Here is a 12,781-nt window from a genome sequence, read left to right as displayed (position 1 = left end):
TGTAGGTTTGTGCCATGACGTATGGCAATGGTTTGACACCGCCATCGGGGGACTATGGCTATCGGCCTCAGTACGCATCTCCCATGGCGCAACCGCAGTGGGGGCACCCTGCGACCATCACCCAGGCACCACCTCATCAGGTCAACGTTTTCGCAAACGTGACGATGAAGCCCGGTCGCCATGTTCCGTGGTGGATTTGGGTGATCCTCGGTTTCGTGCTGCTCCTGGTAGTGGCGTACTTCACAGCCGGACTTGGGCAGGGCGCCTCAACCCTCGGTTTCATCCTGGCACTGGTTCCGCTCGCCATTGTGATCACCGGCGTCTATCTCATCGACCGGTGGGAGCCGGAACCGTTGCGGCTGATGATCTTTGCGCTTGCGTGGGGTGGGATTGTGAGCATTGCGCTGACCTTGCTGGTGGCGCTCGTCACTGACGACTTCCTGCCGCGCGGCTTTGACGGCATCTTCATCGCCAGCGTAATTCGAGCCCCCATTGTCGAGGAGATCGCCAAGGGTCTCGGTCTGTTGCTGATCATGGTGCTCGGCAAGCGCGCACTCGATGGCCCTGTTGACGGCGTCGTCTACGGCGCGCTCGTTGGCGCTGGCTTTGCTTTTACCGAGAACATTCAATACTTCGGCGTTCAGTTCGCGACTGGTGGCGCAGAAAGCCTCGGCCCAATCTTCTTCATGCGCGGCATCATGTCGCCGTTCTGCCACGCGATGTTCACCGCCTGCACCGGATACGCGCTGGGTCTCGCAGCCCGCAAGGGCCGCCGCGGCATCGACGTTATGCCCCACTTTCTTGTCGGCCTTCTTGCCGCCATCGCTCTGCACGCACTATGGAATGGTTCCACCTTTGTCGGTGACATCAGCACGTTCTACCTGCTGTATGCGGTCGTTCAGTTCCCGCTTTTCATCACCTTCATCTTCGTCATCCGTTGGCTCAAGATCGAAGAAGCCCGGCTCACGCGCGCACGCCTTGGCGACTACGCAATGGCAGGGTGGTTCACTCCGCAAGAGGTGGAGATGCTGGCCACCAAGCCCGGCCGCGCCACCGCGATGCACTGGGCGCGCTCCTTGCCGGGTAACCGGGCGCCGATTATGAAGCGATTCATCGCCGATGCCAACGAGCTCGCGGCGACTCGCCAGCGCGCCATTTCCGGTCGCGACCCACAGGCAGGAATCGATGAGCACGTCTTGCTGCAGCGCACGATGGCGACGCGGAACCAGTTGCTGGCGCACTAAGAAAGCTACTGATCAAAAGACTCAGCACCCGGTGCTGCGGCGAGGCCTGCAAGTCTTCCGGGTGCTGAGTTGATCTGCCAACAGAATGCGCCCGCCCCGGAGTAAAGTCAAGGCTTTCCCAGTTTTTGGTGTGAACCGCCGTCAACGCTTTGACCGCAGGGTTCACACACGATTGGATAAAGACATGACAAACCTTACGAAGCCTGAGTTCGACGCTCCCGAGGGCCCCGCGCCCGCCGAGCTTGTCATTCGCGACATCACTGTTGGTGATGGCGACGAGGCCAAGCCCGGTGACAATGTCACCGTTCACTACGCTGGCGTTGAGTACGAGACCGGCGAAGAGTTTGACTCGTCGTGGGGCCGCGGCGAGACGATCCAGTTTCCGCTGCGCGGCCTGATCCAGGGCTGGCAGGACGGCATCCCGGGCATGAAGGTCGGCGGTCGCCGCGAGCTCGTGATCCCTCCGCACCTCGCCTACGGTCCGGCTGGTTCCGGCCACTTCCTCGGCGGCAAGACGCTGATCTTCATCATCGACCTCGTCGCAGTCGGCTAAGTCTCCTTTCACAACAACCCCCGGCACAGCGGATTCGTCCGTTCGCTGCCGGGGGTTGTTTTGTCCGCAGCTGTAACTACGGCTTCGGGTCGCGGGCGTCGTACGCGCGGAACGAGGCGCTCGCGCGCAATAGCGTGGCAATCAGCACAATGATGACGAGGCCGCCGAGGAGCGGCGGCACCCAGATCGCGCCGATCGTCGCGAGCGTTCCCATGTAGAGCGCGCCGAGGCGGGGGCCGCCGGTTACCACGACCGTGAAGACACCCTGCAGGCGCCCACGCATGGAGTCAGGAACCGCCGCTTGCATCATGGTGTTGCGGAAAATCGCGCTCACATTGTCAGCCGCGCCCGCAATCGCCAGGAAGACGCATGCGAGCACGATCAGCACAATGTTGGCGTGCGTATCGTCGATCGTTCCGGGCGAGAACGCCTCAAAATGGGCGAGCAACAGCACACCGCCGAAAAGCGTCGTCGCGGCGCCGAACACCAGGATGGAGCGCGCGATGCCCACACCCTGCCAGCGCACGCGCCCCAGCGATCCGGAGAAGATGCTGCAGAGGAAGGCTCCGGCGGCGATCGATGCGGTGAGAATGCCGACGGTGACGGAACCACCGCCGAGGATGACTGCCCCCACCGCGGGGAAGAGGGCAACCGGGTTGCCGAACGTCATCGCGATGATGTCCATGATGTACTGCATGCGAATGTTTGGTGAGCTGCGAATGAAGGTCCAGCCATCGGCGAGTGCGCGCAAGCCCGGCTTCACCGTTTCCCCCTCGGGCGGCAGATGGGGGAGTGTCCACAGCCCGAGGAAAAGAAATGACATCAGCGCGACGTCAATCGTGTATGTCCATGCGTAGTCGGTGAGGGCCACCAGCACACCGCCGAGCGCGGGCCCGGCCATCACCATGATGCCGACCGTGATTCCCTGGAGCGCTGACGCTGCCGGCAGGAGATCGCGGGGGATGAGGCGGGGCACGATAGCGGCGCGCGTCGCCATCACAATGGAGTTGGCCGCCGAGTTGATCACCGACAGGATGTACAGCGACGCTTCGGTGGTGTGGCCAGACCAGGCCAATGCCGCGAGCACAATTGTGGAACCAAATGTGACGATGGCAGCGAGCAGGGCGACCGTGCGCCGGTCGAAGGCGTCGGCCAGCATGCCGCCATACAGGCCCGCGATAACCATGGGAATGAGCCCGGCAACCGCAATCATCGATACTGCGAAGGTGGATTCCGTCAGTGCGTACATGTGCAGCATGACCGCTACGAGCGTGAGTTGGCCACCGAGGCCCGCGAGCGTGGAACCCACCCACATGCGCGTGAAAGCGCGGCTCACTGTGAAGGGACGCAGGTCGATAAATGCGCCGCGATGTGCACTCATCGGGGCAGGTCTCCGGTCAGCAGGCGGATGGCGTCATCGACCGTGTCAACGAGGTGAATGTGCGCGTTCATCTCTCGTTCGCCGGCAAGAGCCTGGAGTAGCGACCATGCGGGAAGCGCACTCATCCACTGTTCCCGGCCAACCAACACCATTGGTGCGATGTTCTCCGGAGCCGCGTAATAGTTTTCGCATGCGTCCATGAAGATTTCCGAGACGGTGCCGGCTGCTCCCGGGAGGTAAACGATGCCGCCGTGGCAACGCTCAAGGAGGGTCGCTTCGCGCAGCGGGTTGGCGAAGTACTTTGCGATCACTGAGGCGAACTGATTCGGCGGCTCGTGCCCGTAAAACCAGGTGGGGATCCCCACGGAACGCACAACGTTGTCGAGGCGTGGCCACCGCGAGCGCACCGCCGACGCGGCCTGGGCCCATGCATCAATATCGGGAGTGAATGAGGCGGCGCCGGCGAGCATATCGAGCGCTCGCGGCAGGGCCTCATCGTCATGTGGGGCGAGCCAAGCGCCGAGGTTCGCTGCTTCCATGGCTCCCGGGCCGCCGCCAGTGAAGACGGTGTATCCGGCACGGGCGAGGGCGCGTCCCAGATGCGCGGCCTGCGCATAGTTTGCCGATCCGCGGGGTGAACCGTGGCCTCCCATCACGCCCAGTCGGCGGTGCAACGGAACCGCGGCAAGCGCCTCGGTGAGGCACTCCGTCATGGCGTGATCGTGCAGGGCGCTGGCAATGGAACCCACAACGCTATGCACCTGGTGATGCTGGCGGCTCCACGCGTACACGCGGGCGTCGAAGCTGTCGGCGTATGAGGCCGTGTCGAAGAGCTCATCAGCGGTGTATGGTTCCGCACGATAGGGGTCGAACGGAACCGTGGGAATCTCCGGAAAGACCAGTGCGCCGCGAGACTGGAGTGACCCGCTCACGCCGGGCGCGAGCTCGCACCCGAGAAACAGTGCACCCAGCACGCTCACACGGTCAAGATCAGCGGTGCGGCCACGCAGATCGATGGACTGCATCGTCACCCCGCTCAGCGTGTTGCGATGCGCGAGCAGATGGTCAAAGTCAGCGAGGGTCTCCACATCAATGTGATGTCGTGTCACTATTGCCACGACCTTTCGCGCACAGCCATTCCTTGAGCCTAGCGGTGGGGTTGTCTCATCGAGCGGCAGTGGCGTTCAGCGCCGTGAGAATGCGATAGACTCTTGAGGTTGCCGTTTGATCGGCCGCGGATAAAGAGAGCTCGCACAATATGTGACGAGCGCCGCGCAGCTAACAGAGAGGGGATCGGTTCTATGGCACTCGAAGCAGACGTCAAGAAGGCGATCATGGAAGAGTACGCAACGCACCCCGGTGACACCGGTTCCCCCGAGGTGCAGGTTGCAATGCTGACGCAGCGCATTAAGGACCTCACCGAGCACCTGAAGGAGCACAAGCACGACCACCACTCGCGTCGTGGTCTGTTCCTGCTCGTCGGTCAGCGCCGTCGCCTGCTGGGTTACCTGCAGGATGTTGACATCAACCGTTACCGCTCGCTTATCGAGCGCCTCGGTCTGCGTCGCTAAGCAGCTCGCGTTCAATCGCGCAAAACATTCTTGGAGAGCCGCCCCTGGTGTGGGGCGGCTCTCGTTTTTTGTCCGGGCTGCTTCCTGGTTAGAGCGGCGCGACCTGCAGCTGATCGGCGACGACGCGACCGTTGTGAATGACGGTGCGATCTGTGCCGCGATCCATCACCGCGCTCGTCGGTGTCTCGCCGTCAACAAGCAACAGATCTGCGCGGTCGCCCACTGCGGTTCCGATGTGCTGACCAATGCCGGTCACTCGCGGCGCGCTCGACGACATCATTGACGCACCACCCAAAGACGCGATACTGAGTGCAAGCTCGATGTGGTCATCGCGACGGAAGCCGTTGGTGAACGCCAGCTGCCATGTGCGATCGAGCATGTCACCGTTGCCATAGGGGCTCCAGTAGTCGCGTTGGCCATCCTGCCCAAGACCCAGGCGCACGCCCGCTTCGGTGAGCGCGATGGGGGAGAGGTGCGTCGACGTCGACGGAGCGATCGTTGCCATCGAGATGTCGAGTTCAGCAAACTCCTCGATGAGGCGGCGGCTGACCGCTTCGCTCACACCGCCGAGGCCGTACGCGTGCGACATCGTGACCTTGCCCTGCATGCCGAGCGCGCGCGTGCGCTCCATCACCAGGTCAGTGCTGAAAACGCCAAGCTCGCCGGGCTCGTGCAGGTGAATGTCGACCTCGACCTGATACTTCTCAGCCAAACCGAAAACGATATCGAGGTGTTTTGCCGGGTCACGGTCGAGCTGGCACGGGTCAATTCCGCCCATCACATCTGCTCCCTGACGCAGGGACTCTTCCAAGTAATCGATGGTTCCGGCTTCGCGCAGAATACCCGCTTGCGGAAATGTCATCACCTGCACATCGGCGTGCTCGCTGAAGCGCTCTTTCGCAGCCATCACCGCATCAAACTTTTCCAATTTGCAGTCGACGTCAACTTGCGCATAGCTACGCACCCTCGTGGTTCCGTGGGCAATCATCGTCTCAAGAGTGCCGGCGACACGTGTCGGCAGGTCAATCTCGGCGGTGCGCCAGTTGTTGCGGTCGTTCATCATCATTCCCCACACGCCCGGCGCTCCGGTGTGCGGACGAAAGGGGAGACCGATTCGGGTGGAATCCAGGTGAACGTGCACGTCACTGAACGATGGCAACAGCAAGCGTCCGCGGCCGTCGACATCGCCGTCGGCGAGTGGAGCCAGGGCGTCATGGGGCTGCAGACTGGCAATAGTGCCGTCCGTGATGGAGACGTCGTGGGCAGGGCCGCCCCACGGACGAACGTTGCGAATCAGCATGGTTTCCTCTCGGTTGAGCCGGGCGGTCGGTGCGCTCGTCGCTCTACAAGAATGGCACCTGTCGTGGCTATGCGCTTCGTTCCTCTGATCTTTCTTTGAACAGCCAGGTGACGCGCGGCTCAACGAGTGGACGGGTAAGAGTGCGAACCGGTTTCGAGGAGAGGAGGAATGCGACGCCGATCGAACCTGCGATGAGCAGGATGACCCACAGCCAATCAGGCTGGAGCCCGGCGGTGATCGTGTGCGACTGGCCAGGCAGCTTTCCTTCACGTACCGGGAAAAGCACAAAGGTGTGCAGAAGATAGACATACAGCGTGTATGCGCCGAGCTTCGTCCAGCGGTATTCGCGTCGCGGCGCGAGGGTAAAGAAAGCCCAGCACATGATGAGCGCGATGGCGATGATGCCGAGGCGAACGAGCCCGCCCCAAATCGGGGGATCAATGTTGTCTGGCAGCGATAGGTCAACGTAACTCTCGCGGAAGAAGAACCAGCGTTGCATGTTGTCGGTGCGAAGGGGCGCGGCGAGGATGAGCGCGAACGTGAGTGCTGAAGCGATCAGGGCGGTGGCGGCGACGACAACGGCCGGGTGGCGGGGCGCGAAGAAGTCCGCGCGCTTCAAGATGCCGCGGTCCTTGAGAGCCCAACCAATCACGAAGAAGGGCATCAGGGCGATGATGCGATCCATCGCAAACGTGGAGTCGATGGCCGGGATGTAGCCGGCCGCAACCGACATCACGATCGAAATGCTCACCGGCCAACGAAGCAACGCCAGGTACGGAATGATGACGCGGAAGACGGCGAGGGCAAGCAAGAACCAGAGAGTCCAAGACACGGATGCGTAGTTGAGGTTGAGCTTGCCGCTGATGGCGAAGGAGAGGAGCGACCAGATGGTTTCAAAGATGAGATACGGAACCACAAGGTCGGTGATCACGCGCTTTAGGCTGGTGCGGGTGGGGGCCCCAGATTTCGTAAAGTAGCCGGACATGATGGCGAACGCGGGCATGTGAAACGTATAGATGACGAGGTACACCGCGTACGCAACGTCAGACACCCGAGACATGGGTTGGAGTGCGTGCCCGGCAACCACGAGCGCGATACAGATGAATCTGGCATTGTCCCAGAACGGGTCTCGCGTCTTCTTCGACGACATTTGACTGAACGCTGTCACGAGGCACAATTTACGGGTCTGTGCTGGGAATGCAAGTGAGGTGGCTGTGGTACGGGAATAGATTCGTTTGGACGCGGTTACATCATGTATATTCAGTTGCATATAAATCGCAAGGAGCGATCGCATGAGCACTTCACAGACTTTCCCGGCTATGCAGTTCGGCTTGATGACCGTTTCTGACATCACGCAAGACCCCACGACGGGGCGCACGCCGTCCGAAGGCGAGCGTATTAAGGCGGCTGTCACGATGGCCAAGCATGCTGAAGACGCTGGCCTCGATGTCTTTGCGATTGGTGAGCACCACAACCCGCCGTTCTGGTCTTCATCGCCGACCACCACGCTTGCGTACATCGCTGCGCAGACGGAGCGCATCATTGTGTCGACATCGACCACGTTGATCACGACGAACGACCCGGTCAAGATCGCTGAAGACTACGCGACGCTTCAGCACCTCTCTGACGGTCGAATGGACCTGATGATGGGCCGTGGCAACACTGGCCCGGTGTACCCGTGGTTTGGCAAGGACATTCGCCAGGGGCTGCCGCTCGCCATCGAAAACTATGGCTTGCTGCACCGCCTGTGGCGTGAGGACGTTGTCGACTTCGAAGGCAAGTTCCGCACCGCGTTGCAGGGCTTCACCTCCACCCCGCGCCCGCTTGACGGTGTCGCGCCGTTCGTGTGGCATGGTTCCATCCGCACGCCGGAAATTGCCGAACAAGCCGCGTACTACGGTGACGGTTTCTTCGCGAACAACATTTTCTGGCCAGCCGAGCACTACCAGCGCCTGATCGGTCTCTACCGTCAGCGTTGGGAGCACTACGGTCACGGTGCCCCGGAGACGGCGATTGTCGGTCTCGGCGGTCAGGCGTTCATCCGCAAGAACTCGCAGGATGCAAAGAACGAATTCCGGCCGTACTTCGACAACGCACCCGTTTATGGTCACGGCCCGTCGATGGAAGACTTCACGCAGATGACCCCGCTCACCGTGGGCTCGCCGCAGGAGGTTATCGATCGGTATGCAGGCATGCGCGAAATCTTCGGTGACTATCAGCGCCAACTGTTCCTGATGGACCACGCTGGCCTGCCGCTGAAGACCGTTCTTGAGCAGATCGACATTCTGGGTGAAGAGGTGGTTCCGGTGCTCCGCAAGGAGCTGGCCGTCAATCGCCCGGCCAATGTGCCTGACGCCCCCACGCACGCGCGGCGCGTGAAGGCACAGTACGGCGACGCGGGCCCGCGCGTGGCGGTTCCCAACGCGAACCGCGGTGACAACCTCACCGTTGGTTCCAGCCCCTACCAAGACTCCGCGCCGAAGGCTGGCAGTGCCTTCGGTTCCGCAGCAACGCGAAAGTAAATCATGACCGCTCGTCGTATTGTCGTCATTTCGGCAGGACTCTCCAACCCGTCATCAACCCGCATGCTCGCTGATCGCCTCGCTGCGGCAACCGTGAACCAGCTCACCGAGCGCGGTATTGACAGCGAAGTACAGACCTTTGAGCTGCGTGACTATGCGCACCAGATCACCGACAACATGCTCACCGGCTTCGCGCCCACGGAGCTGGAAGCGATGATCCAGCAGGTGACCGATGCTGACGCGATCATCGCGGTCACACCCATCTTCTCGACGAGCTATTCCGGATTGTTTAAGTCGTTCATCGACGTGCTCGACCCGGATTCGCTCACCGGTAAGCCGGTGCTGATTGGCGCGAACGCTGGCACCGCGCGGCATTCGCTCGCGATCGATTACGCGATTCGTCCGTTGTTCGCCTACCTTCACGCCGACACGGTGTCGTCGGGTGTCTTTGCCGCATCAAGCGACTGGGGTGCGAACGCCGATGACGTGGCCCCGCTCGGCCGACGCATTGACAAGGGTGCTCGTGAGCTCGCGGACCGCATTGCCGCGAACGAGCCGGTGCGCTCAAGCGACCCGTTTGATCCCGCCAACTACCTCGGCGAAGGTAAGTCGTTCGGACACCTCCTTGGTGGCTTGACGGGGGAGTAGCTCTCACACGGCACGGGGCGGGGTATCCATTCGGGTATCCCGCCCCTTTGCCGTGGAACCAGGGCAGGCGGAACCAAGGGGCGGAGACGGCGGAACCAGCGCATGCGGAACCGCGGGAAGGGAACCAAAGGAAGCAGAACCGCAGAAGCCGAACCGCGGGAGGCGGTACAAGGGGGCGCACGTTGCGATAAAACCGGTGAAACGTGGCGCCACCTACCTCGGCGCGATCTACGGTTGAATCATGACCCGCATGCTTTCGCTGTGGCGCATCATGATCCCGACGCTGTGGCTCGGCATGATCATTGCGCTGTCGTTTATAGAACCAATCCTCAAGTTCCAGGCACCAGGCATTACGACGCCACTCGGCCTGGGTATTGGCCGGCTGACGTTCGTTGCGATGGCCATTGCTGGCTGGACGCTCCTGATCTCCACGACACTCGTCAGTCTGCGCGGCATCACGCGCGGCGACATCATCAACCTGGCCCTCATCTGGGTGGTCCTGGCCACACAGACCTTCATCGTGCGCCCGCCACTCACGGCGCGCAGCGACATCATTATTGCCGGGGGAGACCCGGGTGAATCCGTGCTGCACTACGTGTACATCGCCACCGACGTTGCCCTCCTGGCACTGCTCATCATCTGGGTAACGCGAGCGGTTCGCCGAGCCGCAGCCCCGGTTCCGACCGCTGCATAGCCGGCCGCAACGACGAAGGGGTGCGATCCGTGTGGATCGCACCCCTTCAATGCTGTTCTCCGCATACGCGGATGGTTTCATCCGCTCTTACGGCGGAACTCGCGCTTGTGGTTAGCAACGTCATGCGTGCCTGTCACGGCGCCGCGGGCGTCTTCGTGCGCTTCGCCGGTGCGCGCCTGGGCGTTCTTCTTGGCAAGTGCCTCACGGAACTTCGCCTTCATATCCTCATTATTGTCAGACATGCGGTCAGCATACCGGCGCGCGCTGAGGGACACCAGGTTCCGGCCCCAAGCCGTCTCGCTTCTGCCTGATCGGACCAGAAACCGCAGATTGTCAGGCGCGACTGATAGCATCATGAAGGTTCATCTGCGATGAGCTGACAACTAAATATCAGCGGAGCGGACTGGGCAGAAAGCTGGTCCCCTGTGGTGGGTTCCTCGTCAGATCGCCGAGTGGTCTTCTACTGGTGGCCAGCATTAGCGGCTCGCATCGATGATGCACGCTCTTTTCTGCTGTTCCGCTCCTTCACGAAACTCGCTCCTCACACGGAGGCGCGAGTCAAAACAAAGAAGGAGAGACCTCTTGGAAGGTCCTGAAATCACCGCTGCGGAAGCCGTCCTCGACAACGGACGCTTCGGCAAGCGCACCATCCGCTTCGAAACCGGTCGCCTCGCACAGCAGGCGCAGGGTGCCGTAGCTGCATACCTCGATGACGAAACCATGTTGCTGTCGGCAACGAGTGCATCGAAGAGCCCGCGTGAGGGCTTTGACTTCTTCCCGCTGACCGTCGACGTTGAAGAGCGCTCGTACGCAGCAGGCAAGATCCCCGGTTCGTTCTTCCGCCGTGAGGGTCGCCCCTCGACGGAGGCCATCCTGGTCTGCCGTCTCATCGACCGCCCGCTGCGCCCGTCGTTCGTCGACGGCCTGCGCAACGAGGTTCAGATTGTCGTCACCGTGCTGTCGATCGCTCCTGGCGAGTACTACGACGCACTGGCAATCAACGCGGCCTCCGCATCGACCCAGATCTCGGGTCTGCCGTTCTCCGGCCCCATCGCTGGTGTTCGCCTCGCACTGATCCCGGGTATGGGCGCGCACGAAGACCAGTGGGTCGCGTTCCCGAACCAGGAGCAGGTCGGTCAGGCTGTCTTCGACCTCATGGTTGCCGGTCGCGTTGTCAAGAACAACGACGGTACCGAAGACGTCGCCATCATGATGGTGGAAGCCGAAGCAACCGAGCAGAGCTGGGATCTCATCAAGAGCGGCGCTACCAAGCCGAGCGAAGAGATCGTTGCTGCTGGTCTTGAGGCTGCAAAGCCGTTCCTCAAGCAGCTCGTTGAGGCGCAGGCTGAGATGGCTGCGCACTCGTCGAAGGAGCCGGGCGTCTACCCCGTCTTCCTGCCGTACAGCGAAGAGACCTTCGCATTCGTTAACGGCAAGGCATACGCCGAGCTCGTCGACGTGTACCAGATCGCTGACAAGCAGGAGCGCCAGAACGCTGACGACGCGATCAAGGATCGCGTCAAGGCCGAGCTGATCGCTGCTGTTGAAGCAGGCGAGCTCCCCGCCGTTGCCACGCTCGAGTTCTCGGCCGCCTACAAGTCGGTCACCAAGAACATCGTTCGCGGTCGCATCCTCGCTGAGGGCGTTCGTATCGACGGTCGTGGCCTGGCAGACATCCGTCCGCTTGACGCCGAGGTTCAGGTTATCCCGCGCGTTCACGGTTCCGCCATCTTCCAGCGCGGCGAGACCCAGATTCTGGGCGTCACCACGCTGAACATGCTCAAGATGGAGCAGCAGATTGACTCGCTGTCGCCGACGACGAGCAAGCGCTACATGCACCACTACAACTTCCCGCCCTACTCGACCGGTGAGACCGGCCGCGTTGGTAGCCCGAAGCGTCGCGAGATCGGCCACGGCTTCCTCGCAGAGCGTGCCCTGGTTCCGGTTCTGCCGAGCCGCGAAGAATTCCCGTACGCGATCCGTCAGGTATCCGAGGCTCTCGGCTCCAACGGCTCGACGTCGATGGGTTCGGTTTGTGCATCGACGCTGTCGCTGCTGAACGCCGGTGTGCCGCTGCGTGCTGCTGTTGCCGGTATCGCTATGGGTCTGGTTTCGGACGAGGTTAATGGCGAGACGCGCTACGCAGCGCTGACCGACATCCTCGGTGCGGAAGATGCCCTCGGTGACATGGACTTCAAGGTCGCTGGTACGCGTGAGTTCATCACCGCTATCCAGCTCGACACGAAGCTCGATGGCATCCCGTCGTCGGTGCTGTCGGCTGCGCTGCAGCAGGCACACGATGCTCGTAACACGATCCTCGACGTTCTGAACGCCGCGATCGACGAGCCTGACGAGATGGCACCGACCGCGCCGCGCGTGATCTCGGTTCAGATCCCGGTTGACAAGATTGGTGAGCTGATCGGCCCGAAGGGCAAGACGATCAACTCGATCCAGGACGAGACGGGCGCTCAGATCTCCATCGAGGAAGACGGAACCGTCTACATCGGTGCAACCGACGGACCGTCGGCTGAGGCTGCGCGTGCGCAGGTCAACGCGATCGCCAACCCGACCAACCCTGAGGTTGGCGAGCAGTTCCTGGGTACGGTCGTCAAGATCGCAACCTTCGGCGCCTTCGTTTCGCTTCTCCCGGGCAAGGACGGACTGCTGCACATCAGCGAGGTTCGTAAGCTCGCCGGTGGCAAGCGCGTCGAGAACGTCGAAGACGTTGTCTCCGTCGGCCAGAAGCTTCTCGTTCGCATCACCAAGATCGACGACCGCGGCAAGCTGTCGCTCGAGCCGGTTGCTGATGAGAGCGAAGCAGCAGCTGAGGCTCCCGCCGAAGACTAATCGCTGAGCAAAGGGCCCATC

General features: G+C 61.9%; 12 protein-coding genes. 7 read left to right on the top strand and 5 right to left on the bottom strand.

Features of this window, described 5'->3' with window-relative positions:
* Positions 1-14: 14 nt before the first annotated feature.
* Together KTJ77_RS08190 and KTJ77_RS08185 are read left to right on the top strand one after the other, a co-directional pair.
* The gene (locus KTJ77_RS08190) at positions 15-1,244 is read left to right on the top strand and encodes a PrsW family intramembrane metalloprotease (protein ID WP_217337914.1); all 1,230 of its coding nucleotides are present in this window, start codon (positions 15-17) and stop codon (positions 1,242-1,244) included.
* Positions 1,245-1,428: 184 nt separating this feature from the next.
* Positions 1,429-1,797, top strand: a complete 369-nt coding sequence (locus KTJ77_RS08185) for an FKBP-type peptidyl-prolyl cis-trans isomerase (RefSeq protein WP_217337913.1) — start codon at positions 1,429-1,431, stop codon at positions 1,795-1,797.
* A 76-nt stretch (positions 1,798-1,873) separates the two neighbouring features.
* Here the strand turns inward: KTJ77_RS08185 and KTJ77_RS08180 are convergent, their stop codons facing one another.
* Positions 1,874-3,178 carry an MFS transporter gene (locus tag KTJ77_RS08180; protein WP_217337912.1) on the bottom strand — a complete coding sequence of 435 codons (1,305 nt, stop codon included), beginning with the start codon at positions 3,176-3,178 and terminating at the stop codon, positions 1,874-1,876.
* Positions 3,175-4,287 carry an LOG family protein gene (locus KTJ77_RS08175; RefSeq protein WP_367948866.1) on the bottom strand — a complete coding sequence of 371 codons (1,113 nt, stop codon included), beginning with the start codon at positions 4,285-4,287 and terminating at the stop codon, positions 3,175-3,177. Before KTJ77_RS08175 ends, KTJ77_RS08180 begins: the two co-directional genes overlap by 4 nt.
* Positions 4,288-4,479: 192 nt before the next feature.
* Here KTJ77_RS08175 and rpsO point away from each other — a divergent pair, with 192 nt between their 5' ends.
* On the top strand, positions 4,480-4,749 hold the full coding sequence (gene rpsO / locus KTJ77_RS08170) for a 30S ribosomal protein S15 (protein ID WP_147825759.1): 270 nt from the start codon (positions 4,480-4,482) through the stop codon (positions 4,747-4,749).
* A gap of 88 nt (positions 4,750-4,837) precedes the next feature.
* Here the strand turns inward: rpsO and KTJ77_RS08165 are convergent, their stop codons facing one another.
* Positions 4,838-6,049, bottom strand: coding sequence for an amidohydrolase family protein (locus tag KTJ77_RS08165; protein WP_217337911.1), 1,212 nt, complete (start codon positions 6,047-6,049; stop codon positions 4,838-4,840).
* Between the two features lie 67 nt (positions 6,050-6,116).
* Complete coding sequence (locus KTJ77_RS08160) at positions 6,117-7,217, bottom strand: acyltransferase family protein (protein ID WP_367948865.1); 1,101 nt, start codon at positions 7,215-7,217, stop codon at positions 6,117-6,119.
* 151 nt (positions 7,218-7,368) lie between these two features.
* Between KTJ77_RS08160 and KTJ77_RS08155 the strand changes: the two genes are divergently transcribed.
* The 3 genes from KTJ77_RS08155 (at position 7,369) to KTJ77_RS08145 (ending at position 9,913) form a co-directional block, all read left to right on the top strand.
* Positions 7,369-8,571, top strand: coding sequence for an LLM class flavin-dependent oxidoreductase (locus KTJ77_RS08155; RefSeq protein WP_217338401.1), 1,203 nt, complete (start codon positions 7,369-7,371; stop codon positions 8,569-8,571).
* Between the two features lie 3 nt (positions 8,572-8,574).
* Positions 8,575-9,219, top strand: a complete 645-nt coding sequence (locus KTJ77_RS08150; protein WP_217337910.1) for an FMN reductase — start codon at positions 8,575-8,577, stop codon at positions 9,217-9,219.
* Between the two features lie 241 nt (positions 9,220-9,460).
* On the top strand, positions 9,461-9,913 hold the full coding sequence (locus KTJ77_RS08145; RefSeq protein WP_217337909.1) for a hypothetical protein: 453 nt from the start codon (positions 9,461-9,463) through the stop codon (positions 9,911-9,913).
* Positions 9,914-9,990: 77 nt separating this feature from the next.
* Here the strand turns inward: KTJ77_RS08145 and KTJ77_RS08140 are convergent, their stop codons facing one another.
* Positions 9,991-10,155: a DUF5302 domain-containing protein gene (locus tag KTJ77_RS08140; RefSeq protein ID WP_217337908.1), complete on the bottom strand. Its 165-nt coding sequence runs from the start codon at positions 10,153-10,155 to the stop codon at positions 9,991-9,993.
* 340 nt (positions 10,156-10,495) lie between these two features.
* Here KTJ77_RS08140 and KTJ77_RS08135 point away from each other — a divergent pair, with 340 nt between their 5' ends.
* Positions 10,496-12,760: a polyribonucleotide nucleotidyltransferase gene (locus KTJ77_RS08135; RefSeq protein WP_217337907.1), complete on the top strand. Its 2,265-nt coding sequence runs from the start codon at positions 10,496-10,498 to the stop codon at positions 12,758-12,760.
* Positions 12,761-12,781 lie beyond the last annotated feature (21 nt).

The organism is Microbacterium sp. NC79, assembly GCF_019061125.1.
In the GTDB taxonomy this organism is placed as follows: Bacteria; Actinomycetota; Actinomycetes; order Actinomycetales; family Microbacteriaceae; genus Microbacterium.
This window is presented reverse-complemented; position numbering and strand designations above follow the sequence as displayed.

Coding starts and splice junctions, on each gene's coding strand:
- KTJ77_RS08190 (WP_217337914.1), top strand. CDS start 15: ATGACGTATGGCAATGGTTTGACACCGCCATCGGGGGACTATGGCTAT.
- KTJ77_RS08185 (WP_217337913.1), top strand. CDS start 1,429: ATGACAAACCTTACGAAGCCTGAGTTCGACGCTCCCGAGGGCCCCGCG.
- KTJ77_RS08180 (WP_217337912.1), bottom strand. CDS start 3,178: ATGAGTGCACATCGCGGCGCATTTATCGACCTGCGTCCCTTCACAGTG.
- rpsO (WP_147825759.1), top strand. CDS start 4,480: ATGGCACTCGAAGCAGACGTCAAGAAGGCGATCATGGAAGAGTACGCA.
- KTJ77_RS08165 (WP_217337911.1), bottom strand. CDS start 6,049: ATGCTGATTCGCAACGTTCGTCCGTGGGGCGGCCCTGCCCACGACGTC.
- KTJ77_RS08155 (WP_217338401.1), top strand. CDS start 7,369: ATGCAGTTCGGCTTGATGACCGTTTCTGACATCACGCAAGACCCCACG.
- KTJ77_RS08150 (WP_217337910.1), top strand. CDS start 8,575: ATGACCGCTCGTCGTATTGTCGTCATTTCGGCAGGACTCTCCAACCCG.
- KTJ77_RS08145 (WP_217337909.1), top strand. CDS start 9,461: ATGACCCGCATGCTTTCGCTGTGGCGCATCATGATCCCGACGCTGTGG.
- KTJ77_RS08140 (WP_217337908.1), bottom strand. CDS start 10,155: ATGTCTGACAATAATGAGGATATGAAGGCGAAGTTCCGTGAGGCACTT.